Source organism: Kistimonas asteriae (genome assembly GCF_018263925.1).
GTDB lineage: Bacteria > Pseudomonadota > Gammaproteobacteria > Pseudomonadales > Endozoicomonadaceae > Kistimonas > Kistimonas asteriae.
Genome location: NZ_JAEVHF010000004.1, coordinates 211,061 through 237,646, shown reverse-complemented (window position 1 = coordinate 237,646; position 26,586 = coordinate 211,061). Strand labels below are relative to the sequence as shown.

The window sequence follows — 26,586 nt, the reverse complement described above, 5'->3', positions numbered from 1 at the left end:
CGGCCAGTTTCTGCATTCCGACACTATTAAGCGTGAACCCGCGATTAAATACTCTTGTTGACGGGCACCCATTCCCCTTGATTCACCATCGTTCCCATCTGGTAACCACTGGGCGCTCCCTGTGGCGATTCAACTGTGATCACCAGCGGTGTTTCCGCCAGCCGATCACGCCAGGCTGCATCGATCTCAACCGTCTTCACGCCGTGTTTCGGCAAGACTCCCAACGAAACCGGCTCCTGCCCCTTGAGCATCAGCCAGAGTTCACAGACCTGGCCATTGGGCAGATCCACCGGCTGGATGGCATTCATGCTGACCGTGTTGGTCGACAGTGACGCGTTGACGATCCACTCAGGCTGCGTTGTGTTGCCCTGGACAACATACACATAGTCACTGTTAACCGCCGGATACGGATTACGTAAAAACAGTAACCCCACCACCAGCAGGATCCCGAACAACCCGGCGGCAGCGCTTTTCCAGACCAGCAGGTTATCCCACCAGTGCCCTGGCGGACGGGTTTGATCGCACACCGCTTTCCAGACACTATCGGGTGGTGTAACCGGGGGTAATGATTGATTCAGGATATCCAGGCACTCGCGCCACAGGGCAACCTCCCGCTGGGCATCATGGCTGACTGACAGCAGTGCTTCGAACGCGGCCTTTTCTCTCTGATCCAGCAGCCCCAACACGTAATCTGCCGCGGCCTGATTTCGCTGCTCCGGGTCACTCAGATTCAGATATTCAGACATTCTTTCAACCTCAGCAATCCACGTCGTATCCAGGTCTTCACGCTCCCCAGGGGCGTACTGAGCTGTTCCGACAATTCCTGATGCGTCATACCCTCGAAATACGCCAGTTCAATGCACTGGCGCTGCTGCGCGGACAGCGTTTCCAGGCAATGATGAATCTGACTACCACGTTGCATCCGCAAGACCTGCTCTTCCTGTGAAGGTGACTCATCCACCAGCACGGCGGCCTGTTCATCACTGTCGCTGACTTCCACGACCCGGCGGCGCCTCAACATATCCAGCGCCTGGTTCCTGACAATGGTATTCATCCAGGTCATGGGACGGGCCTTGCAGTGATCATAGCGACCCGCATTCTGCCAGATTTTGAGATACCCCTGCTGCAGGCAGTCCTCGGCCTGCTGCCGGTCATTCAATATACGCAGGGCAACGGCAAAGAGATTCGCCGAGGTGCGTTGATAAAGTTTTTTGAGGGAGGGATGATGTCCCCGGGCACAGCCAGACAAGCAGGTCTGCAGCTCGGCCTCAGCCGGCCCGACAGGGGCTGAATTCATATTACGTCCACCGCTTATTGTGATAGTACCGGTTGGGGTTATGAAAAAAGCATCTATGAATGTGACATTCACATGCGGAGTGTTCTAGTGCAGGCGATCATATCATGATCGTTAGGCAGGGCGGGAAGCGTCAGAGACTCTGTATTTCCTCACTGACATGCCGGTAGGTTTCAGCCAGCGCCGCGTAGAGTTCGTCGAAACAATGGTCATCATGCGTTCTGGCATCGGCTTCCAGTTCGCCGACCGCCCTGACGAGATCCGCCGCACCAATGACCTGGCTGGCACCTTTGATTCTGTGGGCCAGTTCCGCGACCTGGCCGATATCCCGCTCCTCAATAGCCTGCTCAAGCTGCTGGATATCGCTGTCCGTGGTTTCGACAAATTGGGCGAGAATCTCACGGATCTCTCCCTCATCACCAAAAAAGTCCCGTAGCATCTCCATATTCAGCATAACGTACTCCCTGTACCGCCAGAAAAACGATCCTTATGCTGTAAGGTCTAGTTACACTATAGCGCCCAGAAATCGGTGCTTCGGGAAGAAAAAATGGCTTATCGCCAATCACCATAAAACCGGCTTGAAGACCATCAAAAAGAAGATACCCAGCATACTGACAAAGGCCGACCAGCCCAAGGCGTACCAGTAGCGCATCAAATACCGGTGAGGATAATTGAAACCAGAGGCTTCAGCATTCGCCTGTGCCGAGTCTTTAGCAATCCGGCACTGAATCCAGACCACCGGCAACCAGCACAGGCCAATAAAGCCATAAAGCCCAATACTGAGGAGAAGCCATGGGCTGGAGAGTTGAAAACCGGCCAGCCAAACCATCGCAAACCCTGTGAGGGGCTGTACAACCACTGCAGGCGTTGTGAAACACCAATCCGCCATGACAACCTGTCTGGAGACCACGGCCACCATACCAACATCACGACTGCGATCAGCACGCCACATGAAAAAGGCACTGCCAATCCCAGTGCCGAACAGCACGGTGGATGACAGAATATGGATCAGTTTCAACGGCAGGTAATAGTCCATAGTCTGATCGCCCTATCGTTGTTTTTCCATAACACCACTCATTGCCAGCAAAACCAGCAGGGGAAGGTTCTTGGCCAGACCACCGAGGGGGGATAACCAGTATTCTGGCGCCAGAACAGCCAATGTCGAGGTATAAGCCAGCACAGAGAACGCCATTAACCCCAGGACCAGGGAGCGCCAGCGTGAGGACCACACTGCCATACCTAATGCGATATCCAGCACACTGGTCACCAGCACCAAAGAACCCTGGAATGTCGTGGGGATCTGCATCGCATTCAGAATCGGCGCAAAACCCGCCTGCCCGTGCACCAGCCCTGATATCCCTGACAACATCCAGAGACAGCTCAACACAAACAGCATGATTGCACGAACCCCGTAAAGGCGGGCATGCCAGCGATCCTGAACAAAACTGGATGACAACCGCAGGGTTTCTATGACCGATCGTGGCTGAATCCCCGTATTTTCCTGTTGTGCCGTAGTGGCGCCTGCAGGCACCGTATTGCCGCGTTCCAGCAATGTATTGACCGTCTGCCCCATCGGCCCACGACCAAACTGCTCACCCACTTGCACAGCAATGCGTACCAGGGACAACGGTATAGGGATGCACAAACCGGCTGGCAGTTGCAGCCACTGCCGCTGCGCGATCAGAAAGTCACGCAACGTGACGGGGTCAGGACCGGCAACATATAGCAAAGAAGTCTCGGAATCCCCCTGACTCTCTACCTGCAGTGCCACAATGCTGGCCAGGTCTTCCAATAGCACCGGCTGGATTTTCTGCTCACCTTTACCCGGTAAGAACACCAGCCAGGGAAGCGCCGAAAGCGCCCTTAATAAGGATGTCCCCCCATAAGAACCCCGTAAGGACACTACGACTGACGGTCGAATCACGGTGCAATCCAGACCAGAAGCGAGCAGCCATTCATCAAACCGGTGTTTGCTGGCGATAAAGCCAGATATCTCAGCGTCACCCACCGCAGAAATCTGCACAAAGCGTTTTACACCACAGCGCAGACAGGCTTTGGCCAAAGCCTGCGGGGTCAGGTAATGGATGCGCTCATAGTCGCCTGGAATTGATTCACGAAGCACACCTGCGCAGTTAATGACTCCATCCACGTCCTGCAGGTGATCAATCCATTCATCAGGATCAATACACTGATTGAAATCCATCGGAATGGCCGTGACCTGATGTAACGGGAAACCGGTGTTTCCTCTGCGGCTTGCCAGCACCAGTTGATGCCCCGCCTGCAGCAACTGTTCCACGATTGCACTGGCAATGAATCCATTAGCACCGGTGACAAGGAATTTCACGGAATCGTCCTTAATCCATCTAATGCTTACAGTGTATGCAAGTCACGCTCAAAAAAATAAAACAACATGGTAACCGGACAAGATAACCACAACAAAAGCCTCTTCGATGACAGAATATCCTTTTGAGTCGTTTACTTTGATGTATCAGTGCTTTTTCTGATGACCTGCACTCCATGTCCGTTATCCGTTATTATCAATCACCTTTTTATTGATACATTGCTTCTTTTTATACCCTCGCCTTTCCTCACGCCCCTGAGAACCAAGCCATGAAAGACACGGTCATTGTCAGCGCTGTTCAAGATGCCATAGAGTGGTCTCTTATGCATGGGATGGCACTAAAAACCACTAAAGATTCAGCAACCCATTGCGCTTTCAGCTTTGCACCTACCCTGATACAGAGAGAGCGTTTTGAGTTACTGAAATCCATCGTGCCATTGATGGGCAAGCTGATTCACGGAGTATCTGAACATCATGACTTCCTGACCGAAGCCATCACGCCACTTTGCAAGGCAGACCCTTTCTTTAACAGCCTGCTCTCGCTGCATCAGGCGATTCACCAGGGTTCCATACCAGCAGAGCGCCGTCCTATGCTACTCATGAGAACAGACTTTATGGACGATGCTGAGCATGGCCCGAAGCTGATCGAGTTTAATGGCATTGCGGCGGGCATGGGGCCTTTTGGTCAACGGGCACATGAACTGCATCGCTACCTTGAGCATCAGTGGCCAGCTGCTTTCCAGCAATGGTCGGAAGACGCTTCGCTGGAACTGGTGCCTAACCCGTGTGTTGAAAATCTCGCCAAAGGCATTGCCGGTGCCGCCAAAACAGTGCGGGCACAATCAGGTGAGGCTGGGCTCCCCCTGTTTATCATGGTGGTTCAACCGGACGAAGATAATGTCTATGACCAGCACCTGCTGGAAGAAGCCATTCAGCAGGAAGGCGTCAAAACCGTTCGCCGTACATTCCGGCAACTGTATGACCAACTCTCGTCTGGCGACAACCAGCGGCTGTTGCTGGAAGGCCTGGGCGGTGTTGATGCCATTTATCTTCGTGCCGGCTATCAGTACTGTGACTATGTGGCTAATGACATCGAAGAGGTCCGTTGCTGTGAAGCGCTCGGAAAAACCCGGGTAATGATTGAGCAGCACCGTGTGGCGATCAATGCCACTGTCAGTCAGCAGCTGGCAACCAGTAAACGGGTACAGATGCTGCTATCCGCCATGAAGGTTGAACAGCTGACGGACTTTGGCCTGACCCATGATGAAGCCACCCGAATTAAACCGTTCCTGGGCGACATGCGACCGATTGATGACCAGTCGGCAGCCTGGTTTGAACATGAGAACCCCCATCACTGGGTATTGAAAAACCAGGGAGAAGGTGGCGGTCATTGTGTGTTTGACAATGCTATTTTACCCAAGCTGAAGAGCCTGAAGCCTGACCAATATTCCGCTTGGTCATTGATGCGCCGACTTCACCCCAGGCATCGGTCACGCCCAGCCCTGGTAGTTCGTCGAGGAGAGGCCTCACCCGTCAATGACCTGATCAGTGAAATGGGTATGTTTACCCTCCATCTGGATGGTCATTCCCTCACCAGCGACTTGGGCTATGCGGGTTATCTGATTCGAAGCAAACCGTCATCGGTTACCGAAGGGGGCGTACACAGTGGGCAGGGGGCGGTTGATTCACTGGCGTATGGACACAACACGTCTGAATGAATGTCTCAGTACTATTATCTGGGAGGCATTGAGCCTCTGAGCAATAGGGCAGAAACTGGGTGATCAGGTACATGGGGTATCACGCTCTTTCATGACTCGGCATCCATGACTTGTACGAACCCAGAACAGATCGCACGAATCAACGCACTGCGGGAAATCTCCTTCACTCGATCCCCCACAGGGTTCACAAAAATGTAGCGATCATCACTGCGTAAAACGGCAGACAATTTGGCTTTGTTCTGTTCGCCATCACGCTCACGAATCATCACCCATAAGCCCGGCTTGAACTGATCGACCTGTTTACCGACCAGCACACGCTGCCTGCGATAATCAACAGCACGCGTATCAGGCGACGGATGAACCGGCAAGGATACTGACTCATCGTTGCTGATGGACTGCACCGGCTGATCAACCATCGAGGGTTTGGAAACCTCCTCGTTCACGGGCACCTGCAACACCTGCGGCAGTTCTTTGTAGAAAGTCCCCAGCATCTGAAGCTGTTCATCACTGGCGCACTTATCAAAACCCATGCTATCCAGTGACTGTCGGATCACCGCAAACAACTTCGGCAGCACTTTCTGGCGACGGTCCTGTTGAGTCAATCGCAGTGTGGCGATGAGATAATCCAGGGTTTTGAGCCCCTGGCGCCAGGTTTCACTGTCTTTACCCTCTTTCAGGTAGACAATAAACAGGTAATGCCCCCAGGTTCCATGCATAAAATCGAGTACACGCTCGGGCAGAAGAAAACCGTTCAGGACAGTATCCAGATGTTCACGAATCAGCCCTTTCGCGGCATCTGACCGCTGCTGCGCTTCACGGGCTTGTTGCTGCCGCCGCTGCAGGCGCTGCTGACGCTGTTGCTCAAGCACGAAACGAGCGTTGAAATCCACCAGCACCTGTTCAAAGACGCTGGTATCGATCACGAACTGATCCTGTATTGCGACAACCGCCTTTTCGACCAGACGGTAGAGGGGGTCAGGCGCAGCCACATCTCCCCGGCATTGAATGCCCGCCCTGCCCAGTTCGTTAAGCAGTTTTCTGGCCGGGTGGGATTCCCGGACGAAGGCTGCGCCATCGATCATGGCAGCTTTGAGCAGTGGAATCTGCAACTGCTCAAGCAATGATTTTACCGAAGGCGCCATGGCCGGCTCAGCAAACATCACATCGAACAGCGTGGCGACTCTTCGCACCGTGTCATCGGCCTTTGCCGACAGGTTGCGGCTATGCCCAATACTATGCGCCTGCTGTATCAAATACGTAAGCCGACTCTCACCAACAGCACCTGAGGTTCCCATAATGCTGACCACGTTGGCGGAGGGTATCTGCGTTATTAATTCAGCTTCGGCCATGCCCGTGTCTCCCGGCGATTACACTGCAGCAGTCATTCCTTATTCCGGTTTATGCATCAAACCGACCGTTATTTTTCCACCAACCGCCGCTGAAGACAGCGACATCGGTCTCATTTCTGCAGGAAACCTGCCTGTTTTTTCGGGCAGGCGTTTTTCAGGTACGCATACTTCACCATTGTTCACCAGACAACCAGTGATTAGGATTCCCCGCCTCACACCGAACCCGGAGCTCCACCATGACCGAACCTCGAGGCGAACTGTCCCTGCGCAACCTAGCCATGCCTGCTGACACCAACCCCAATGGCGACATCTTCGGCGGCTGGCTGCTGTCCCAGATGGATATCGCGGGTGGTCTGTCGGCTAAGGGACGCAGCCATAGCCGGATCGCGACCGTGGCCATTGAATCCATGAGTTTCCACCAGGCCGTTCGAGTCGGAGAGATCGTCTGCTGTTATACCGATATTCTGAAGGTGGGAAGAACCTCAATGCGGATTCGCATTGAAGTCTGGACCATGGGCATGCCCTATAACCAGACCCGGGCCAAAGTCACGGAAGGGATATTTACCTACGTCGCCATTGATGAAAACGGCAAGGCACAACCGGTGGATCGCGAAGAAGCCTGATTAACCCTCTGTGTTCTTTTTCGCCTCATCCACCAGCTTCTTGGATTGTTCCATGAACTGCTGGAAGGAGTTACGGCGAAACAGCTCTTCGAATTCTTCCCGCGTGGTTTCTTCTGTACCCTCACCCGCCTGGGTCGCTTGAGCGGTGTCATCGCCGTCCATCATATTGGCGAAGGCATCCGCATCTTTCTGATCGACCTGGCCGGTGGGTTTTCCGGTCGATCCGGGCTGTCCGGTGGGATCGGCTGGCCCTATCGGACCATTATTATTTACCTGCGTCATTGCCCATCCCTCCTGATTCACAAAACAATCCGTTCTTTTCCCTTGAGCTTTGGCGTATGAGCGGTATGTTTAATGGTTAATGACCTGCTGCCAAACCACAGGGAAAGAGTGTGTCTTTGTACCTGTTGCTCCTATAAGGATAGTTGTCAGCCAGTCGGATCAGGGCATCAGGCATCGTCTCGTTATCCACAATCCGCATAAAAAAGACGATAGTTACAACCTGTTAAGCGATCACAGTAAGGGGAAACTCAGGCATGCCACACGGCCATTCACTTCGTAAGTCGCTCTGCCTTTTTCTGCTCTGCATCACAATCTCTCTGGCCAGCGCCAGTAGCGTGTTTGCCAAGCTCTCAGGCAGCCAGCTGGTTCGAGGCAATGCAGCAGAACCCGAATCGCTTGACCCGCAACAGATACACAGCCTGCCAGCCATCAACATTGCCAATGACCTGTTTGATGGTCTGGTGACCCGGGACAGAAGCTGGGACATTGTGCCGGCGCAGGCGACACGCTGGGACGTCAGCAATAACGGCCGGGTGTGGACCTTCCATCTCCGGCAGAGTCAGTGGTCCAACGGTACCCCGGTAACTGCCGAGGATTTTGTCTATGCCTGGCAGCGGGCCGTGGATCCCAAAACCGCATCGCCCTATGCCTGGTACCTTGAAATGCTCGGCATCACCCATGCCGATGCCATCATTCGAGGAGAGCTGCCCCCCTCTCACCTTGGGGTTACCGCCAAATCACCCGACACTCTGGAGGTCACGCTGGACCGACCTCTGGCATGGTTCCTGGAAACACTCACCCATCCGGTACTGTTTCCAGTCCCCCGGGAGATTGTCAAACAACACGGCGAAAACTGGATTGACAAAAACAATATTGTCTCTAACGGCAGTTACACTCTGACCGACTGGGTCGTCAATGAGCATATTGTACTGGCCGCCAACAAGCGTCACCCCGCATACAAACACTTGAAAATCTCGCAGGTGTCCTACCTGCCACTGACCTCACCTTCAGCGGAATATCACCGCTACCAGGCTGGCGAGCTGGACATCACCAGTGGGCTCCCCGCCAATTTCTATGCCCATATCAAGAAAAAGCAGGCCGCAGAGATCCAGCTCTCCCGTTTACTGGGCACGGAGTATTACGCCTTTAACACCCGCAAGGCGCCGTTCATGGAAGCCAATCTGCGCAAAGCACTCGCCTATGCCATTGACCGCCAGATTTTAACGGAAAAAGTACTGGGTGAAGGGCAAATCCCTGCCTACACATTTACACCGCCGTATACTTCATCCATGCCGGATTACACCCCGAATTATCAGCTGATGTCATCCGAGGAACGACTGGCCGCTGCCCGGGAATTTTATCGACAGGCTGGCTATTCCAGCACCCATCCCCTGAAAGTCAGCATCCTCTATAACACCAGTGAATCACGAAAAAAAATCGCCATCGCCATCGCCCAGATGTGGAAACAGGGATTAGGGGTCGAGGTGGAGCTGATTAACCAGGAATGGAAAGCCGCCATTGAATCCATCAAAACCGGCCAATTTGATCTTGCCCGGGCCAGCTGGATTGCGGATTTTGATGAAGCGTCCAGCATGCTGTCGATCTTTGCCAGTGACCACAGCAGTAATAAAGCCCGGTTTCATTATCCTGAATACGATCGGTTAATGACCACCGCATTGACCACGCTGGATATCCATAAGCGGGAAAAGCTCTACGAAAAACTGGAAGGCATTCTGAACCAGGAGATGCCGGTGATTCCCCTCTACCACTACGTGACAGCACGCCTGGTATCGCCCCGGGTGGGCAACTACTATTCAAGCCCACAAGATCAGATCTATACCCGGCATTTATACCTTAAGCAGTGATCGCGTGAATATGCGGCGGAGCCAGAACAGTCTCTGACTCCGCGCGAGATTACCAGGTCAAGGCCGCAATCACAGCCAGTACTGCCACCACCAGTACGCCATGAATGACATCCCTGCTATCTTCCGTCTGAACTTCCTCAAAAAAGGCTCTACCCGCATCCATTTCGAGCCGTTGCATATCACTCAGGTCCAGCGCCAGGCTGCCTGTCGTACTCGAAAACAGGTAGTGCTCTTCATGGGTTTTCGCGTCTTCCACCCGTTCCAGTGTGGACAGGATGGCGTTATCAATCGCCTGATCCTTTGGCATCCTTCCGTGCAGCACCGCCATAGTGGCATGATGGGCAACCCGCTGAACCAGCGACTGCATCTGGATATCAGTAATCATGACAACTCCCCCCCGGACTGATTGGGAAAATGTGCAAAACTGAAACACCGCAAGCACAGTCTGAACCTCACCGGTAGCAGGTAAATGGCACTCCGAACAGAAAAATATCGTCCAGGCATGCAAAGAAAAAAATGCGTGTAATAAGACCGTAAAGCCGGTCATGCCCCTGCCGACAATCAGGGTATAACAGTCTGGAGATGGATAGTCATGAGCGGCGAACAGTTTACCCTGACCATCAGTCAGAGCGCGTCCGATAACGGGGATTTTGCTATCCATTTCTCTGAGCAGGGCAAGAAAAAGAAGGAAACGCAGCTGGTCCAGATCCAGTTCAGCGACATGCCCTGGTTCGACGAAGCCTTCATGGATGAACTGGTCGCGTCCGTGGCCCGCAAGCTGGCAACGCGCATCATTGACAGCAAAAGCCAGTCAGACAACAAGAACAGCAAAGCCACCGAGGCCAATGCCCGCCGTATCGTCAAAGATGTCCTCGAAAAGATGCGCAAGCATCAGTAAGCCCCCGCTTTCACCCCAGTGCCGGCCGCAGGCCGGCAGCCATCTATCATCATCCCTCAAATACTGATCCGCAAAAACACGGATAGTGGCCAACGAACAGTTCACGTATTGTGCCAAACAGCCAGTCTCCCCCTTACTTATCGCTACAGAGGCCAACCGACAGGTTTCTGATAACCCGTCATCACGCGCTTATGGATCTGACCCGTTACGTCAATACCTTTGGCAATTACCTCCGTCAAAAATACGGAGAGCCGATTCACAAACTGTCCGTCAATGCTGACTTTACCTGCCCTAACCGCGACGGCACCAAGGGTATTGGCGGCTGCAGTTTCTGTAACAACAACTCGTTCAGCCCTGCCTCGACCAAAGCTGGCTCCGTGACAGCGCAACTCAATGCCGCACGTACCCGCGTAGAACAGGTACGCAAGGCACGTCGTTTCATTGCCTATTTCCAGTCCTACTCAAACACCTATGGCGAAATTGAGCGCCTGAAAGCGCTCTACGATGAAGCGCTGGCGGCTGATGAGATTATCGGCCTGGCTATCGGCACCCGTCCCGACTGCGTGCCAGACCCGGTACTGGCCCTCCTGGCTGACTACCAACAGCAGGGCCACGAAATCTGGCTGGAACTCGGCCTGCAATCCAGCTTTGACACATCGCTGGAGCGCATCAATCGCGGCCATACCTTTGCTGATTACGAGGATGCCGTACAGCGGGTTCACCACTATGGCCTGAACCTGTGCACCCACCTGATCATGGGTATTCCGGGGGAAACCGCCAAAGATACCCTGACCAGTTACCAGCGAGTGCTGGACCTGGGCGTCAAAGCTATCAAGATTCATCCCCTCCATATCGTCAAGGGCACGCAACTGGCCCGGGAGTGGAAGCAGGGCCTGGTGCCTGAGCTAAGCATGAACGATTACGTGAATACGGTGGTGGAAATCATCAAAACCGCGCCCAAAGAGCTGCTTTTTCACCGATTGACCGGCTCTGGCGCACACCAGTACCTTCTGGCACCAGACTGGGTCAAGCATAAATGGGATATTCTTGGCGGGATTTATGAACGCCTTGAGAAGAAGGATTCTGGCCATTAACTGAGTCCAATTACGGCCGATAACCCCCTTGATAACGATTTTGTATCCAGGGGGTATCAGCTGTATGGACATCCAGCTCACCGATGACGTCTCTCTCCGCAGTCTGCTGTATGGCGATGCATCCGGACTGGCCAAACACGGGGACAATCCCAATATCGCGGTCAACCAGCGCGAAAGCTTCCCGGTGCCCTATACCATCGAACATGCCCGGCATTGGATTCAGCACGCCAAAGAACATGAGACGGAAAGCCGTTTTGCCATCGCCACCCAAAAAGAGGCTATCGGGGAGATTGGCTTCCTGGTGCAAGGCGATGTTCACCGAAACAGCGCCGAGATAAGTTTCTGGGTCAGTGAGGAATACTGGGGACAGGGAATCGTCACCAGAGCGGTTAACAGTGTGGCGGAGTATGCGTTTAAAAAGCGTGGGCTGAAGCGTCTGTTCGCGGATGTTATTGAATACAACATCGGTTCCCAGAAAGTGCTGGTTAAATGTGGATTTCAGCTGGAAGGGGTATTGCGTAAAAACATCTGCAAGAATGGCAAATACTACGACCAGTATGTCTATGCACGGTTGGATGAGGACGACTATCCAACGATTCACTAGAAAAGCCTGACAAACAACTTCCCCACGCTCTCTGGATTACGCCAGGCCTGCTCAGGTCAGCGAGATTCTGCCCAGCGGCTGCACCGTCACTTCTTCCGTCAATTCCTGGTGGGACAGGACAGCCAGTTCATACACTTCCGCTTCCAGCAGTTTTCTCACATACCGACGGATATCCATGGATGTGATCAGTACCGGCTTGTTATCCAGGTGACCGATACGGCCGATGGTCTGCTTCACGACTTCCACAAAGCGGGCGGTGACTGTCGGATCAAGGGCCAGGTAGGCGCCAGCCGAGGTCTGACGAATACCGCTGCGGATCGTATCTTCCAGATCCTGGTCCAGCAGATAGACCGGCAGAATATTCTGCCCGTTACTGTATTTGAAGCTGATATACCGCTTGAGACTGCCCCGGACATATTCCGTCAGCTGCACCACTTCTTTTTCCTTGTGCCCCCAGACCACCAGCGATTGCAGGATGGTCCGCAGGTTCCGGATAGAAATATCTTCGGACACCAGCCGCTGGAAGATTTCGGCAATCTTGTTGACCGGGATCAGGCGCTGTACTTCTTTGATCAACTCGCCGAAGGTGTCTTCCATTTTCTCCAGCAGATAACGGGCTTCCTGAATACCAATGAAGTCTTCCGCATATTTCTTGAGGACGAAGGCCAGGTGATGGGTAAGAATCTTTGAATCGCTCATATAATTAACGCCGGCATTATCCAGCGCGTCTTTTTTGGATTCCTGCACCCAGAGGCTATCGAGTAACGGAATAAACGGCTCACCCATTTCATAAGGAATTTTGAGCATATCGAGATGTTCTGCCTGTTCCCGCGCAAACACATACCCTTGCCGGAAATGGCCATTGGCAACAGGCACTTCATTGAGCAGGATCTTGTAATGCTCATCCTCAACCGCATCATTAAAGCGAAGATGAATACCCGGGAAAGGCACCCCAAGGTCCATATACAGGGCTTTTCTGACTTTAAGGAGTTCTTCATTCAACTCTGTCGTATTCAGACGATTCTGCAACGAGGTCGGCACATCAATGATCAGGGGCAAGGTCTGGGAGAACTCTTCCTGTTTGTCCAGACGCTGCTTCTTGTCAGGTTTGCCATCCGCCGCCGCGGCCATGGCGGGAATACCGCCCTCATCTTCGTGTAACTCCTCACGCCGCAGCTTGCGGAGCTTCATAAAGCCGCCACCGCCCACCAGCATGGCAAGGAGCAGAAATGTCAGCGTAGGGAAACCGGGTACTGTTGCAAAGCCCAGCAACAACCCACTACCGACCAGCAGTGCCTTGGGCTTGTTCATGAGCTGGTCGCCGATCTCATTACCCAGATCGGTGGCATCCTCGTTGGCCACCCGGGTCACGATGATACCGGCCGTTATGGAGATCAGCAGCGCCGGGATCTGTGCGATCAGACCATCCCCGATGGTCAGGACGGAGAAAAGCTGCAGCGCCTCACCAGAGGTCATGTCCATCTGGAACACACCAATAGCAACGCCCGCACCGATGTTCACAAAAATAATGATCAGACCGGCAATGGCGTCACCTTTCACAAACTTCATGGCGCCATCCATGGAACCATACAGCTGTGACTCTTTCTCTACCCGTCCCCGGCGGGCCTGAGCTTCTTCCATATCAATGGAGCCGGCGCGCATATCGGCATCAATACTCATCTGTTTGCCGGGCATACCGTCCAGAGAGAATCGGGCAGCCACTTCCGCCACCCGTTCAGACCCCTTGGTGATAACCAGGAACTGAACAATGGTAATGATCAGGAAGATCACCATCCCGACGATGAGATTCCCGCCCACCACGAAATTACCAAAGGTATATACGATCTGGCCGGCATCGGCCTGCAGCAGAATCAGACGGGTGGTGGTAATGGACAGCGCCAGACGGAACAGCGTCGTCACCAGCAGAACCGAAGGAAAGGTCGAAAATTCAAGCGGAGACTTCAGGTAAATCGCCGTCATCAACAGGATGGCGGAAATCCCCATATTGGTGGCGATCAGCACATCCACCAGTACGGTGGGAACCGGCAGGATAATCAGGACAATGATGGATACCAGCAGAATCGCCAGCATCACATCCTTGCGGCTGCCTATGCCCTGTAGAATTGCATTGATTCTGAGGCTGCTCATGGTCCCCTGCCGGTCGACTACGGCGGTTAATCGGATGTTTCGCCTTGCTGGGCTCCGTTCGCAGTTTTATCCAGCCGCAACCTGGCTCTGGCCTCTATCCAGCGGATCTCTTCATCGTCCGCAGCTGAAGGCAGATATTGCAGGTACTTATCGACCATCTGCAGGCATTCTTCAGGCTGGTCCGCCTGTAGGAGGGTATAAGAAAGCATGCGGTAAACTTCGGGGTGATCCGGCGCCAGAATACGCAATCCCTCAAGCAACGCCAGGCTGCTTTTGTACTGACGGTGACGCATCTTGGTGTAGGCCTGAGTCAACAGCCAGTCGATCTTCCCCTGATCCATCCCTGTTGCCATGATTTACACCGCTATTAGTACAAGACCACGCATCTGTGCATCCTGAAAGAGCAGTTCATCCTGCTCAATTTCCGCCAGCATTGTCTTGAGCACGGCCTTGTCCTCTTCAGGAATATCGCTGTTCAACACATCGGTGACGAATTCTTTCGTCGCCTTCAGGTTGTCCTTATGCTCAGACACATTGTATTGATGCCTCACTGCATTACGGGCGAAGTCAGCGAGCTTTTTATCCTGGTTGTCATAACCCAGGGCATCACCCACGTTATCGGCAACCGAATAGCTATTAGCCGTGGAAACGGTGGTTTTTCGGGAGGCGCCAAGGTCAGGGAGCTCCGACGTATCTGTCAGATAGCTGATACCTGTCAGACCGCGGTTAATATCCAGATTCATTGCCATCCGTCGCGTCGCCCCGCATCCATAAAAGAAACTGGCACTGGTGCCTCCTTAAAGTTTAGAAGCCCGACAGAAATAGCCCCTTGGGAAAATCGATGAAATGCAGCCTTTTTGTTATTTCGGATCAACAATCCGGCAGGCAAACCCAATAAGCGCTGAACAGCCCCGTTAAATGACAGTTAATTGTGCAGACAGGCTATTCGTTGTATAAACTTGTGATATTGGAGTCGTTTTTTATTATAAAACCGTACTAAAGTTATCCGATTCTTTTTAACACCTGTCATACGGACATGATCAACGGAATGAGGCAGTATCCTGTGCTCAGATCTTAGCGGCGGGGTTCTGTTGAAGTTTTGGCCAAGCTTCAGCAAGGAGGCGTTAAAGCAATGCGAATTGTGACGGCACTGTCACTCGCCGGTTCGATACTCATGTTCAGCCTGTCGCCAGGGAGTCTGGCACAGCAGGGCTATGGGTACGACAACGGTTATGCCTCAGGCAACCACGCCCAAAAGCATATCGTCCAACCCGGGGAATCCCTCTCCCAGATCGCCCAGATGTACGGTTACCCCGTCGCCCTCCTGTCCCATCACAACAGTATCAGTGATCCCGACGAAGTGATGGTGGGCCAGATCATCTATATGCCTGGCAACGAGTATCCCGAAGAGTTGTTATTGCCTGAAGAAGCACCCGCTGCCGGGAAAGAAGCGGCTGCCGGCATTCCGATGGAGAACCGTTTCTATCGTTCTGATATCAACCAGAATCAGGCCATCACGTCACCACCATTGCCCCGGAACCATTCTGCCCCCTATCAAGCGAACCAGCCGAACATGAGTGCGCCGTTCCCATCGCAGCCACCACGGGAAGCCTTCAACACCACCAAACCCTACGCCTATTTTGGCAATGGGGAGCCTGTCGCCGATGTTCTGCGTAACTTTGCCAGCAACTATGGCATTCCAATTGTACTCAGCGAGTTTGTCGAAGGCGTCGTCAATGGCCGTTTCGGGCCTCTGACCCCGGTCGAATTTCTCGACAAGATGGCCTACATCAATAACCTGATCTGGTACTTTGATGGCAATACCCTTTACATATACAACAGTCAGGAAATTGAAAAAGAAATTATCAGCCTGCAATACTTGAGTGCCGAGGAATTCCGCCAGACATTAATCGATATTGGTATCTGGGATAATCGCTTCTATTGGCGTGCCAAGCCGGCCGAAGGCATCATCTATCTGTCAGGCCCCCCACGCTACATGGAGCTGGTGACACAAACGGCCGCACTCCTTGATTCGAAGGCGGGCAACCGGCAGAAGAGCCAGATGACCGTCAAGGTGTTTCCTCTCAAATACGCCTGGGCAGATGACCGAAACTTTAATTTCAGAAGCCAACAGGTCACGATTCCCGGTGTTGCCAGTATTCTTCGTGAGATCGTACAAGGTGGTGGTATTTCCATGAGTGGCAACACCTCCCATCAGGCCATGCAGAGCGTGCAGAAAGCGACGCCTGCCGGCGGTAACGCGCCTCAGCAATCAACGACCCCAAACCCGAATGTTAAGGCAGAGAATGTCTATATCAATGCTGACCGTCGCCTGAATGCCGTCATCGTGCATGACCTCACCACGAAAATAGCGATGTATGCAAGCCTGATCAATACACTCGACAAACCCCTCGCCCAGGTTGAAATCAATGTCTCGATTATTGATATCAACACGGACAGTCTGGATCGGCTCGGCGTGAACTGGAAGCTAGACCTCAACAGCAGCGGCAGTGATTTCATTGAGTTCAATCCATTCAGCAGCGACACCAATGTCAGCGATACCTTCAGTACAATTATCCAGAACACCAGTGGTCGACTGTTTACCCAGGTCAACCTGCTGTCATCGGAAGGCAAGGCCAAGGTCCTGGCCCGCCCCTCGGTCCTGACGCTGGACAATATGGAAGCAGTATTGGACAACAGTCAGACATTTTATGTTGAGGTAGCCAGCACAGAAGATGCCCAGCTTTTCCCGGTCACATATGGCTCCGTCCTCAAGGTGACACCGCGAATTGTGGAAGAAGTCACCGGGCGTAAAATTCACCTCAGTGTGAATATTCAGGATGGCGCCCGGGGCGACACCAGAGAGAATGTAAAAGAATTACCCACGATCAAGAACAGCACCATCAGTACACAGGCGGTCATTGATGAGAACGAAAGCCTGTTGATTGGTGGTTACTATTATGAGTCCAATAACCAAAGTGTCAGCAAGGTACCCGTACTGGGCGATATTCCACTTGTTGGCGCCATGTTCCGTTCCAAGTCCGATACCTATGTCAAAACCGTCCGATTGTTCCTTATCACGCCTCGTATTGTGAATCTGATGTAACGTAACAGCGGATAAACCAATGACTAAAAAAGGGTACAGCAAGTACCCTTTTTTATTGCCTGTGATTCCCAACGCACAAAGAACTACCTGATTACCATCATTCATCAGCCACTGTAGAAACGAATGCTCTAAAAGCCTTGATGGACTGGAGATAAGAGCTACTGATTCAATTTTTAGATGTCAGTGCGAAGATACTTATGCGCCATCTATCCCACGTAGAATCTGGAAGTCTCGAAAAATAGCTGAAGAATGGTGGTAATCAGGAAGAACTATTGCGTCACAGGTTCAACCAAGAGCTCAGACCAACTTTTTCTGATTGAACGTGATGCAGGAGGCTGACTGCGCCCCAAACGTCCCAGAAATACTACCCGTTCTGCTTTATCGCTGAACATGTGATCAAATCGATGCTTTACCTTTCTGGCATGATCCAATACTCGCTTGCTGTCCGTAAACGTTATGGACAGGTTGATATACCGATTAAAGATGACCGGGGTTTGTTGAGGCTGAAACCCCAAATTCAGTTTTGATGCGGTTAGCCAGAAACGTTGCATGGCCCGGCCTGCAGACAGGTAGTCATTGTGATGATCAGGAACTTTTCTGGCTACCAACGCAAAATGCGCTGCGCTATTCCTTGCTGGCAGCCAGTCCAGTTGAATGCGAGGCCACCAGGTACCGGCCAAACAAGTGTTCATGAATTGCACCCTGCGCCAACTGGCCATTGTCCATTTAAAGACTGCTGCCGTTAGTCGATCCACCCCAACGGCTTTAACAGGAATTTTATCGGGGCTTTTGACAGGGTTTTCCCAATCAATCACGGCCCGGTGTGCCGGGTAGGCCTCCTTCATGGTCAGCCGGGTTTTACCATTAGCAAATAACAACCTTGCCACTGTATTTTTTTGCCACTTCGACTCCAACCAAATGATTTCCACACCCTCAGGTAAAGCGCGCTCCATCATCAGCTTTTCATGCACGGTCAACGCCCGAGTACCCATGCTTCGTCGTTGAACGGTCCGGTGCTTAATGTAAGGCGCCAGTGGTGACATCTTGCAGGTATCATCAGGAATCAGTTTGACTTGAAAAACAGGACTTCGCGCTTTATCGGGGCTCACTTGCTGGATAGTTGCCCGATGGGAAAACAAGGTTGCGGCAATTTCAATCGTTTCTAATAAACCGCCAATGGCTAACAAGCTTGACCAGCCATTGAGATCATAGACGACGGTATCGCTCGTATCGGAGGTATGCACTGTAAATGCAGAATCACTGTTAAGTTCAAATCGCCAGGGCTGAGCATTATCACCACTGGGCGCCCAGCGCGCATGGTCAATCACTTTTTGCGCGACCGTCTCGGGCTCAACAAACGGTTTTACTGGTCTGTTTTGGCCAAGAAATGCTTTTCTCCCAAAGTGGATTGCCAGTCGCTGTAATGGATTACGGTTACCCCATGGACGCCAGGTGACTTTAAGTTGATTCGTATAACCATCCATTTGCAAACCCCGGGGAGCCGCAACGACATCTCCACGATTCAACAGGAGTTTAAGAACCTGTGAACCTGCCAACGCACCAGCCATTTCGCAACCAATAATGGTTGAAGGGCCGCGTTTATCAGCCAGACTGACAGTAGTTGTATCAACCAGATAACCGGTATGCAAACGAGCCGGTGCCAACCCCACCAGAAAGCGTAAATACTGCTCCTGCTCCGAATGGCCATCAAAACAGAAGTAATCCTCAAAAGTCATATGGCCAGGCAGAAAGTTCAATACGGCAGCGCCCATGCCCAACGGTGCAACCGTTGTCGCTGGAATACCTCGCTCTGCACATTGCCTGAAAATAGATCGTCGTATATTCAGCGCAAAAAAATCCAGTGCATCCAAGTAGCAATCTACATCCTCTAAAAAAGCATCCAGATTTTTTTCGTTAATCCCCTCAGGAAATATTTTTATATCAACATCCGGGTTGATCTTTTTCAACTGATCTACAATGACCTGCAATTTACTACAGCCCAAGGTCGACATATCGGCCCCCACCTGGTGGTTCATGTTTTCAATTTCAAACGTATCAAAATCGGACAATTGGAATCGACTAACTCCCAAGCGAGCCAAGGTAAGAATATGAATACCACCGACGCCACCCGCTCCAGCAATCGCCACACGCTTGTATTTTAATAATTCCTGTTCTTCCGAAGTGAACCACCCAATATTTCTGAAAAATGCACGACTGTAGTCAAAGAAAACATTCATAACCACCCCCTTTCAAAAATGCTTTGTTATTTTCACACACAGGCAGCCAACGGATTAGGCTTCGCATTAACGCTGGAAAAATTCACCATACTGATCTTTGACGTTGACATTGACCTTACCAGATTAAAGGTTGCCGCCAGCGCCTTTACATCTGATGTTTTCATATAAAAAATGCCCGGAGAAGCACTGGATTTCCAATAGCCATCATCCGGTGTTTTTTCAGACTTATACAACGATGCGATAGTATTGTGTGTAAATTGATACCGGTATTTATTTTCCAGCTTATCAATGAGTCGCTTTCGTTGTACGGTTGAAACCAGCGATATCTCTCTGTCCATAGCCGCCATAACTGCAAACGATAAAATACCCGCAATAATATATTCCCGATCCGCTCGCCTGACTGCTGATGAAACCGATAACCCCGTCAGCTCACAGACCGTATCTGCTGGAGAAAACCCGGCATTGACCCAGTGTTCTGAATAATAAAAGGATTCACTGGGTAACAGTGTCTGTGGATGCCTGATGACAACATTCACATTCCCTATCGTGGCACCATCATGATTGATCGCAACAACACCAAGATCCATCTCATCATTGAACTGCGTTGTTCCTCAGGTATCCGAATAGACCCTGCGGACGAGTTCCCTGCCCTGATCAAAAATATCACTTCCCTTTTCACAGACATAAAACACACATCCTTCCAAAGCATCACTATTCATTTGCATGATATATTACTCCCTGTTTAAAGCGACAACGGGTTAATTGAATAGGGCAACCCTAAAAAAGAGGATATCGGGAGAAGAATAGGCTTTGTAATCGCCGAAGAAATGAAACTTTAATTCATCTAGCAATTACATAAACAGAAGAAAAATAATACTGGGGAGCACATACTATTGTGAAGATTAAACGATCAGATATCCGCTTCCGAACGCTTAATTGCGCCCATGGTTTCTGCAGAAATACTTTCAAACCGTCGTTTCAGTGCTTCGAGTTGAATATCAATACTGGCATCTACCACACCAATCTGGCTTTCCAAGATACAACTGCCTGAATCCAGCCGTGGATCAGAGACCGGATTAATGAAACCAACCCCTTTATAATCCGCGAGAATCTCGGCAATGCGTTCTTTGACAAACGTATAATGCCCCGGAGGAATACGAACACTGACCTGCCGCTCATTTCTGACATGCTGCAGCGCACTGCGTATCAGCCCAACGGTCAGCTCCCGATCATCAAAACCGTCAATGATCTTCTTGACGGCGTTCATGAGGATATCTGCCATTTCACCTTCGACTTCCGCCAGGTAATTGATGCTGCGGCCGACCATTTTGAGCATCTGTTCAGACTGCTCTATCTTGCTTTCCATCATGCCTTCATCAAAACCGCGCAGCTTTTCCTTTTCAAAGGTTTTTCTGGCCTGCTCAATGATGGAATCAGCCCTTTCCCTGGCAATATCCAGCATGGATGCCAGCTGGGCAATAGTCTGATATTCCGCAGCCTTCAGCACCTTGGTTCCCTGCGGCAACTGAATCGCATTGTGGTTAATGCCAACGACACGAATAGTCATCCTGAAAACTCTTTCATCAGTTTTTTCAACATGATGCCGCCCTGGCGGATCACCTCGTCATTGCTTTGCATGGCAGATGCCGAATAAAAATATTCCTTACTGGCCACGGGAAACTTGAATAACAAACGACGCTTAAAGCATTCAGGCTCTTTCCGCAGCACGGTTCCCAAAAGTTTCACACCGGATCGGAACAGGTGTTTTTTCATTTCATCCGGATTATTCCAGTCAATCTGGAAATCACAGGGGAAGTTTTCCGGCAATGCCCCCGCGATGTAGGGCGCTTTCTTGACCGCAAACATAAAGGCATCCGCACCGATACACGCCTCTATGGCGCTGCGTTCCTGCCGTTTGACAATACCTCGCAGCATCGCTGAATTTAATGACAGCCCGGCATGGTAAACGGTTTGTGCCAATTTGGGACGTTCCAACAACGCAATTTGTTTCACGTCATTTTCAAAGTTGAAGTCCACATCATCGGCCAGGTTAAACGTACGAAGAATAAACTTCGACATCCAGGGCTGGGCGACCGGATTACCTAACAAAGCTGCTGCTACATCACCATGGTCAAGCGGCTGCAACCAGCTGCCATCGATATACGCCGCAGGGGCATAGTTGAAATCCAGTAACTGCACCAGCTGCTGCATGCCCATGACAGGTTACGGTTCCCGATCCAGTTCAACGGGCGCCATAAAGTCATCACCCTCTTCGTCACCGCCCTGACGTTTACGCTGCATTTTCTGCCAGATGATCCAGCCGCAGAAGGCAGAAACACCCACCAGCAAGATCAGGAGGCTGCCTAGCAACAGATAAAGGCGAGACTTACTTTCCGGGCTGATCCGAATAGAAAGAAACGTCGATAACTCCGGACTGACGACTTCTGTCGGCTTACCCTCAATACGCGCCGACGGGAACAGTGAAACCGTAATCTTGTCCAGGCTCAGTCCTTCGATGCTGTTTGCGACCAGTGTTTTGACCTTGGACACAAATCCACCCAGCTCAAGCTCTGGCGTGTACTTGATAAACACCGAGGCAGACGACGGGAACGCGTCCTCAGGCATTCCGGCGGAATCCTGGGGTAAAACGACATGCACCCGGGCCGTCAGCACGCCATCAATCATCGACAGCGTGGCAGCCAACTCCTGCGACATGGCGTAGGTATAGCGGGCTCGTTCTTCGGTGGGTGAGGAAATCAGGCCATCTTTGGGAAAGATATCATTGACGGACGAAAAGCGATCTTTGGGGAAGCCATTGTTGCGCAACATCCGAATGGATCGGGACACCTGATCCTGCCCCACATAGAGCGTCAGGTTCTTATCCTTATCCAATTCCTTGCGGGCGGTGATACCACCTTCCAGCAGGATGGCCAGCATGTCGTTGCCTTCCCGCTCGGTCAGCCCCGTATACAGTTTCACCTCACATCCCGACAACAGCAGTATAAATGCCAGGCAGGCTAGTAATCTGGATTTTTGCACCGCTATGTACCTGTAAAAGCGTCCTTGTTTTTACCGGTCGCCCTGCTGGTTTACTGCTGTTTCATCAGGGTATCGATATTCTGGGTGGCTTTACCCACAATCTTGGCGATCAAATCTTCTGTCATGGTCAGGTTAGTGATCGCCCGCTGGGAACTGATCATGTCCTTCATGGACATGAAACCTTCGCCGCCCAGCATTTTATTGATGTCACTGTGCCGTGTTTCAATGTTGTCCTTCATGCCCATGAAGGCATTGAGGATCTTGTCGCCAGCATTGGCAGGGGCTTCCTTGAACACCACCGGTTCACCTGCCACATTCGTGTCACTCTCACTTTTGATACCGCCTTCATTCATCAAGGCATCAAATTGCGCGGTATCGTCCGAATCCGCCTGTTCTTTGAGTTTCTCGAGGTCCTGTTCTTCGGACTTCTGTAACCCTTTCTCCGTAACGCCGCCAACGCCATTAATATTGGTTGTCATAACTACTGCCTCGACTTTTAATGGCTACTGTTATTTAAAAAGTTTAGTCAATAAGACTTACGTCCAGAAAAAAATATCCCGCTAACGGCCTGATTCGAAATAAAAATCAGTGTGGTAATCGCATTCAGCCCTGAATACGATCGTGTATCAGGACCAGATGCTGCAAAACGGCTTCTACTTCGGGACCCGTGACCTGATCCTGCGCCAGATAAGCCAGCAGAATCATCTGATTACCATCCTTAATGGCCATCTGTGTGTCATATTTCCGGCTGTTTTTATAATGGCAGAGCTGAAAGGCGGTGGCAGCCTTCTCGGCCGCATCATACTCGGGAACCTCTCGGGCGAGACACAGATAAAGACCCACATCATCGTATTCAATGAAAAACTGTCCGGCATTATCAAAAGCAAAACAGACGGCATCGCCATTATCAGGCAGTTCCAGATTATCCACATCCATGGTACGGGCAAAATCCGCGACTGCGCTGGCCACAATATCCCTCATGACGCCTCCTGTTCAGAAATCGAAATCCAGATCATCATCATCGTCTTCATCGAACTCTTCACCCATCTCTTCGTCTTCTTCCTGTTCGATCAGATCGTCAAGGGCTTCCTGAACCGCTTCCAGTACATTCTCACGGTGGTCACTTTCCTTGAAATACTGATCCGGAATCTTGCGGTAGGCTTCCAGTACCTGGTTGAGAACGTAGATACGAATGGCAAGCAGGTCTTCCGGCACGCCCATTTTTTCAGGAATCACTTCCGTATCAGCCACCGACACCCAGCGCTGATCCAGCAACTTCAGCACTTCCTGCGCGATCACACCTTCTTTCAACTGTGGTTTGGGCAGCGCGTCAGATTCTTTCAGGAACTTGTCAACAACCTGCTCTTCATCCTGAAACTTGCGGATAAAGGTGTTGAGGCCAAACAGAACTTCCAGCCGTTTTCTGATATGTATTAACTGTGTGGCATCCATGGCTGGTTAACGTAACTCCTTTCGTGGAAATGACTGGAATGGCGTTCCACGTATCAACAATCTGGTTTTAACCTTTCCAGGCAGAGCGTCCCGAAGATTTCTTGGCTGCCTCTGGCTGCAGCAGGTTCAACCGTTCTTCTATTACTGCCAGCACGGTCGCCAGATGTGGTGTATTAGGCGGCACCTGCTTGATTTCATCCTGTAACCGCAGTAACTCATTCCTGTCAGAAATTCTGTGAATAAGCGATAACGCACCGTCGGTATTCCCTGACAGAAACAATTTTTCAGCGACCTGTGCGGTCGGTTTACCGGCATCACCCAGGGATGATACAGATCCGCTTCCCTCCATCATGGCCATTTCAACCACGAGACCAGCGCGGAGCCAGTCAATACCGGCAAGTACCGTTTCATAAAAGCCACCAGCAGCTTTCATTTCATCATGGATATGTTGCAAGGCATCTGCTAGCGTCTGGAAATCGACTACACGGCTGATCGAGCCCTGTAGTCCGTTTCTCATTTCAGAAAAAGTGACAGACTGCCCGTTATGATCAATAACCGGGGTATTCGCCAGATTATTGGCCAAGGCATCACTGTCAGATTCCCTAAAGCTTTCAATGATCAATCCCAACGCCTCATACTGATCCTGCCCCGGCATGCCTTCCAGTGCACGCTTTATGGCGCTTTCATTGAGTTCGCTATTTTTTTCAAGTGATTTAAACTCACGGAGTAAATCGGTCAGTTGTTCAGGCGATAGATTGACTTCTTTTATTTCTGTGATCTTTTTGAGTGTTTCCAGGGCTTTACTGATATCTTCCTTATCATCATCTTCAGTTTTATCATCTTTCTTATTTGAAGAAGGCATCATTTTCCTAATGTTCATGCTCTCCATGAGATCCTGAACATCACCCGCATTTGGAAAAAGACCCGGGTTGATAAGCGCTTTACCACTGCCCAACTGGGAATGGTTAAAGGGGCTGACCGGACGGCCATTACCCGCTTTATCAGAGCCGTCTAAGCCTGCCGTATTGACCGAGCCACTGTTTAGCGCATCGATAGACATGCCACGTATCCATTCCGCTATCGGTAATCAGATATTCCCACTGATTTTCGTCTGAGCCTGCAGGAACGAGTTCCAGACCTGCATATAGGTATCCCTGGCCTTGCTGGTCAGTTCCTTGGCCACTTCCATCTGGTCCTGCTCGGTTTGTTTGGTAAACCGGGCTTGTTCTTCTTCAGCACGTAGCAACGTGATTTCAGATTCCGTGATACCCGCCTGGTAACGAGCGACAGAGGCGCCAGCTTCGCCTAAACCTTCGAACAACCCGGAAATACCGCGATAACGCATGGACGTAGCATCAGCCAGACCTTGCGGGGCTCTCATGGCCTGCGTGGCGCCACGCATTTGTATCAGGCCGCCTGTTACTTTTGCAGACGCACTGACCATCCCGGCAACAAACTGCTGCATGGCTGCTGTACGCTGCTTCTCGGCCTGCATCTTGATCTTTTCAACCACCATTTCCTGAGAGGCGTTTCGACCTTCCCGGTGCACCCTGCGCATGGCAACCCCCATCTCATGGAACAGCGACATGATCTGGAAGAAATCCGTCAGAATCCGGGTTTCATGGAGGTCAAACTCCATAGGCTGGCCGTTAATCGTGGCCTTGAAAGTATCTTTCGGGCCAAACTGGTATTCGACCTTCTGTCCATCAATATTCAGTGCCATCTTGCCATTCTTGAAGTCAGCCTCAACAGACGTCTTGTTGTCCAGTTTGGCGGATAATCCACTGTCCGTGGATTTCAGGTTAATTTCCTTCGCGTCAGGCGGAGAGAATGGGCTCAGTTGCTTCATGAGGCGATCCATATGAGTCTTTTTAGACTGATCAAAGGTAAACGCCCCATTTTCCATACTTTGCTGAATATCTTTCAGCAATTCTGCCGCTTCCCCTGCATCCAGCTGACCACTTGCCAGGGCTTGCTGGAATTTACTGATCGCCGTCTTGGTCTGCTCAAACGCTTCCGGTTTAGCCGACTTCAGCGTCGTGAGTTCCCGCTCTACGCTTCGCAACTGGTTGGCCAGATCTTTCGCCTGTTCCGGCGTGGTATTTTTCAGGCGCACCTCACGGGCCAGCACGTTCTGCCGTCTCACCCGACCACCTTTTTGCCCAATCAAAACTCCACCTTCACCATCATCACCACCGGCACCCAGCTCTTCTGCCAGTGCTGCCAGCACACCCGCCTGCTGCTCAGCATCCAGCTGCAACGCCACGCTGTTAAACACATTCATGGTATTTTGGTAGCTCTTCATGGAAGGCTCAGAGGCAGGACTCTGCAATGCAGGCTTCGGCATACCGGTAGACTGTGGCTTTTGTGTCGAAACCGACTCACCGAGCTGGAGATTACCGCCTTTCAGGCTACCGGCAGTCACTGTTTTACTTGACGTGAGCGGCTGTCCCTCAGGAGGCAGTTTCTCGGGAGGAACCCCACCGGTTCCAGGTGTAACGCCATCAATGCTCATCCATGAACTCCTTCATCTGAT

Annotated in this window: 29 protein-coding genes; 7 read left to right on the top strand and 22 right to left on the bottom strand. The window is 51.5% G+C overall.

The window, feature by feature from the left end:
- Positions 1 to 44 precede the first annotated feature (44 nt).
- The 5 genes from KHS78_RS06915 to KHS78_RS22555 all read right to left on the bottom strand — a co-directional run bounded on the left by KHS78_RS06915 (position 45) and on the right by KHS78_RS22555 (position 3,638).
- The gene (locus KHS78_RS06915; protein WP_211826543.1) at positions 45 to 746 is read right to left on the bottom strand and encodes an anti-sigma factor; all 702 of its coding nucleotides are present in this window, start codon (positions 744 to 746) and stop codon (positions 45 to 47) included.
- Positions 731 to 1,297 (bottom strand): sigma-70 family RNA polymerase sigma factor, encoded by a 567-nt coding sequence (locus KHS78_RS06910; protein ID WP_211826541.1) that lies wholly within the window; start codon positions 1,295 to 1,297, stop codon positions 731 to 733. The genes KHS78_RS06915 and KHS78_RS06910 overlap by 16 nt, the downstream gene beginning before the upstream one ends.
- 130 nt (positions 1,298 to 1,427) lie before the next feature.
- Positions 1,428 to 1,748 carry an Hpt domain-containing protein gene (locus KHS78_RS06905; protein ID WP_211826539.1) on the bottom strand — a complete coding sequence of 107 codons (321 nt, stop codon included), beginning with the start codon at positions 1,746 to 1,748 and terminating at the stop codon, positions 1,428 to 1,430.
- A gap of 108 nt (positions 1,749 to 1,856) precedes the next feature.
- Entirely contained in the window at positions 1,857 to 2,330 is a 474-nt protein-coding gene (locus tag KHS78_RS06900) for a DUF2269 family protein (RefSeq protein WP_211826537.1), read from the bottom strand.
- Positions 2,331 to 2,342: 12 nt separating this feature from the next.
- Positions 2,343 to 3,638: an SDR family oxidoreductase gene (locus tag KHS78_RS22555; RefSeq protein WP_211826535.1), complete on the bottom strand. Its 1,296-nt coding sequence runs from the start codon at positions 3,636 to 3,638 to the stop codon at positions 2,343 to 2,345.
- Between the two features lie 266 nt (positions 3,639 to 3,904).
- Between KHS78_RS22555 and KHS78_RS06890 the strand changes: the two genes are divergently transcribed.
- Positions 3,905 to 5,353, top strand: a complete 1,449-nt coding sequence (locus KHS78_RS06890) for a glutathione synthase (RefSeq protein WP_211826533.1) — start codon at positions 3,905 to 3,907, stop codon at positions 5,351 to 5,353.
- Positions 5,354 to 5,442: 89 nt separating this feature from the next.
- Here the strand turns inward: KHS78_RS06890 and KHS78_RS06885 are convergent, their stop codons facing one another.
- Together KHS78_RS06885 and KHS78_RS06880 are read right to left on the bottom strand one after the other, a co-directional pair.
- Positions 5,443 to 6,702: a DUF1631 family protein gene (locus KHS78_RS06885; RefSeq protein WP_211826531.1), complete on the bottom strand. Its 1,260-nt coding sequence runs from the start codon at positions 6,700 to 6,702 to the stop codon at positions 5,443 to 5,445.
- A gap of 39 nt (positions 6,703 to 6,741) precedes the next feature.
- Positions 6,742 to 6,885: a hypothetical protein gene (locus KHS78_RS06880; protein ID WP_211826529.1), complete on the bottom strand. Its 144-nt coding sequence runs from the start codon at positions 6,883 to 6,885 to the stop codon at positions 6,742 to 6,744.
- 53 nt (positions 6,886 to 6,938) lie between these two features.
- Here KHS78_RS06880 and KHS78_RS06875 point away from each other — a divergent pair, with 53 nt between their 5' ends.
- A complete protein-coding gene (locus KHS78_RS06875; protein ID WP_211826527.1) occupies positions 6,939 to 7,325 on the top strand; it encodes an acyl-CoA thioesterase in 387 nt (128 codons plus the stop codon).
- On the opposite strand, the gene KHS78_RS06870 is transcribed toward KHS78_RS06875, so the two are convergent.
- A complete protein-coding gene (locus tag KHS78_RS06870) occupies positions 7,326 to 7,607 on the bottom strand; it encodes a hypothetical protein (protein WP_211826525.1) in 282 nt (93 codons plus the stop codon).
- Positions 7,608 to 7,861: 254 nt separating this feature from the next.
- On the opposite strand from KHS78_RS06870, the gene KHS78_RS06865 reads away from it, so the two are divergent.
- Positions 7,862 to 9,472, top strand: a complete 1,611-nt coding sequence (locus tag KHS78_RS06865; RefSeq protein WP_211826524.1) for a peptide ABC transporter substrate-binding protein — start codon at positions 7,862 to 7,864, stop codon at positions 9,470 to 9,472.
- A 49-nt stretch (positions 9,473 to 9,521) separates the two neighbouring features.
- Here the strand turns inward: KHS78_RS06865 and KHS78_RS06860 are convergent, their stop codons facing one another.
- Positions 9,522 to 9,857, bottom strand: a complete 336-nt coding sequence (locus KHS78_RS06860) for a hypothetical protein (RefSeq protein WP_211826522.1) — start codon at positions 9,855 to 9,857, stop codon at positions 9,522 to 9,524.
- Positions 9,858 to 10,064: 207 nt separating this feature from the next.
- On the opposite strand from KHS78_RS06860, the gene KHS78_RS06855 reads away from it, so the two are divergent.
- The 3 genes from KHS78_RS06855 (at position 10,065) to KHS78_RS06845 (ending at position 12,068) form a co-directional block, all read left to right on the top strand.
- On the top strand, positions 10,065 to 10,370 hold the full coding sequence (locus KHS78_RS06855; RefSeq protein ID WP_211826520.1) for a hypothetical protein: 306 nt from the start codon (positions 10,065 to 10,067) through the stop codon (positions 10,368 to 10,370).
- Positions 10,371 to 10,561: 191 nt separating this feature from the next.
- A complete protein-coding gene (mnmL, locus tag KHS78_RS06850; protein ID WP_211826518.1) occupies positions 10,562 to 11,464 on the top strand; it encodes a tRNA modification radical SAM protein MnmL/YtqA in 903 nt (300 codons plus the stop codon).
- 64 nt (positions 11,465 to 11,528) lie between these two features.
- Positions 11,529 to 12,068, top strand: a complete 540-nt coding sequence (locus tag KHS78_RS06845) for a GNAT family N-acetyltransferase (RefSeq protein WP_211826516.1) — start codon at positions 11,529 to 11,531, stop codon at positions 12,066 to 12,068.
- Between the two features lie 51 nt (positions 12,069 to 12,119).
- On the opposite strand, the gene sctV is transcribed toward KHS78_RS06845, so the two are convergent.
- Genes sctV through KHS78_RS06830 form a run of 3 tightly spaced genes read right to left on the bottom strand, consistent with a single transcriptional unit; the run spans position 12,120 to position 14,959 of the window.
- Complete coding sequence (sctV, locus tag KHS78_RS06840; protein WP_211826514.1) at positions 12,120 to 14,216, bottom strand: type III secretion system export apparatus subunit SctV; 2,097 nt, start codon at positions 14,214 to 14,216, stop codon at positions 12,120 to 12,122.
- Between the two features lie 26 nt (positions 14,217 to 14,242).
- The gene (locus KHS78_RS06835) at positions 14,243 to 14,569 is read right to left on the bottom strand and encodes a tetratricopeptide repeat protein (protein WP_211826512.1); all 327 of its coding nucleotides are present in this window, start codon (positions 14,567 to 14,569) and stop codon (positions 14,243 to 14,245) included.
- Between the two features lie 3 nt (positions 14,570 to 14,572).
- A complete protein-coding gene (locus KHS78_RS06830; protein ID WP_211826510.1) occupies positions 14,573 to 14,959 on the bottom strand; it encodes a hypothetical protein in 387 nt (128 codons plus the stop codon).
- A gap of 389 nt (positions 14,960 to 15,348) precedes the next feature.
- Here KHS78_RS06830 and sctC point away from each other — a divergent pair, with 389 nt between their 5' ends.
- The gene (sctC, locus tag KHS78_RS06825) at positions 15,349 to 17,322 is read left to right on the top strand and encodes a type III secretion system outer membrane ring subunit SctC (protein WP_211826508.1); all 1,974 of its coding nucleotides are present in this window, start codon (positions 15,349 to 15,351) and stop codon (positions 17,320 to 17,322) included.
- A 269-nt stretch (positions 17,323 to 17,591) separates the two neighbouring features.
- On the opposite strand, the gene KHS78_RS06820 is transcribed toward sctC, so the two are convergent.
- The 10 genes from KHS78_RS06820 to KHS78_RS06775 all read right to left on the bottom strand — a co-directional run bounded on the left by KHS78_RS06820 (position 17,592) and on the right by KHS78_RS06775 (position 26,565).
- On the bottom strand, positions 17,592 to 19,559 hold the full coding sequence (locus tag KHS78_RS06820) for a ThiF family adenylyltransferase (RefSeq protein WP_211826500.1): 1,968 nt from the start codon (positions 19,557 to 19,559) through the stop codon (positions 17,592 to 17,594).
- A 32-nt stretch (positions 19,560 to 19,591) separates the two neighbouring features.
- On the bottom strand, positions 19,592 to 20,146 hold the full coding sequence (locus KHS78_RS06815) for a hypothetical protein (RefSeq protein ID WP_211826498.1): 555 nt from the start codon (positions 20,144 to 20,146) through the stop codon (positions 19,592 to 19,594).
- A gap of 323 nt (positions 20,147 to 20,469) precedes the next feature.
- Entirely contained in the window at positions 20,470 to 21,126 is a 657-nt protein-coding gene (locus tag KHS78_RS06810; protein WP_211826496.1) for an HrpE/YscL family type III secretion apparatus protein, read from the bottom strand.
- Positions 21,123 to 21,776, bottom strand: a complete 654-nt coding sequence (locus tag KHS78_RS06805) for a SctK family type III secretion system sorting platform protein (protein WP_211826494.1) — start codon at positions 21,774 to 21,776, stop codon at positions 21,123 to 21,125. The genes KHS78_RS06810 and KHS78_RS06805 overlap by 4 nt, the downstream gene beginning before the upstream one ends.
- A 6-nt stretch (positions 21,777 to 21,782) precedes the next feature.
- Positions 21,783 to 22,598, bottom strand: a complete 816-nt coding sequence (gene sctJ, locus KHS78_RS06800; RefSeq protein ID WP_211826492.1) for a type III secretion system inner membrane ring lipoprotein SctJ — start codon at positions 22,596 to 22,598, stop codon at positions 21,783 to 21,785.
- A 50-nt stretch (positions 22,599 to 22,648) separates the two neighbouring features.
- A complete protein-coding gene (gene sctI / locus KHS78_RS06795; protein ID WP_211826490.1) occupies positions 22,649 to 23,077 on the bottom strand; it encodes a type III secretion system inner rod subunit SctI in 429 nt (142 codons plus the stop codon).
- 124 nt (positions 23,078 to 23,201) lie between these two features.
- Positions 23,202 to 23,579, bottom strand: coding sequence for a type III secretion system chaperone family protein (locus KHS78_RS06790; RefSeq protein ID WP_211826488.1), 378 nt, complete (start codon positions 23,577 to 23,579; stop codon positions 23,202 to 23,204).
- Positions 23,580 to 23,591: 12 nt separating this feature from the next.
- Positions 23,592 to 24,050: a TyeA family type III secretion system gatekeeper subunit gene (locus tag KHS78_RS06785; protein ID WP_211826487.1), complete on the bottom strand. Its 459-nt coding sequence runs from the start codon at positions 24,048 to 24,050 to the stop codon at positions 23,592 to 23,594.
- A gap of 67 nt (positions 24,051 to 24,117) precedes the next feature.
- Entirely contained in the window at positions 24,118 to 25,110 is a 993-nt protein-coding gene (locus KHS78_RS06780; RefSeq protein WP_211826485.1) for a hypothetical protein, read from the bottom strand.
- Positions 25,111 to 25,137: 27 nt separating this feature from the next.
- Positions 25,138 to 26,565: a hypothetical protein gene (locus KHS78_RS06775; protein WP_211826484.1), complete on the bottom strand. Its 1,428-nt coding sequence runs from the start codon at positions 26,563 to 26,565 to the stop codon at positions 25,138 to 25,140.
- Positions 26,566 to 26,586 lie beyond the last annotated feature (21 nt).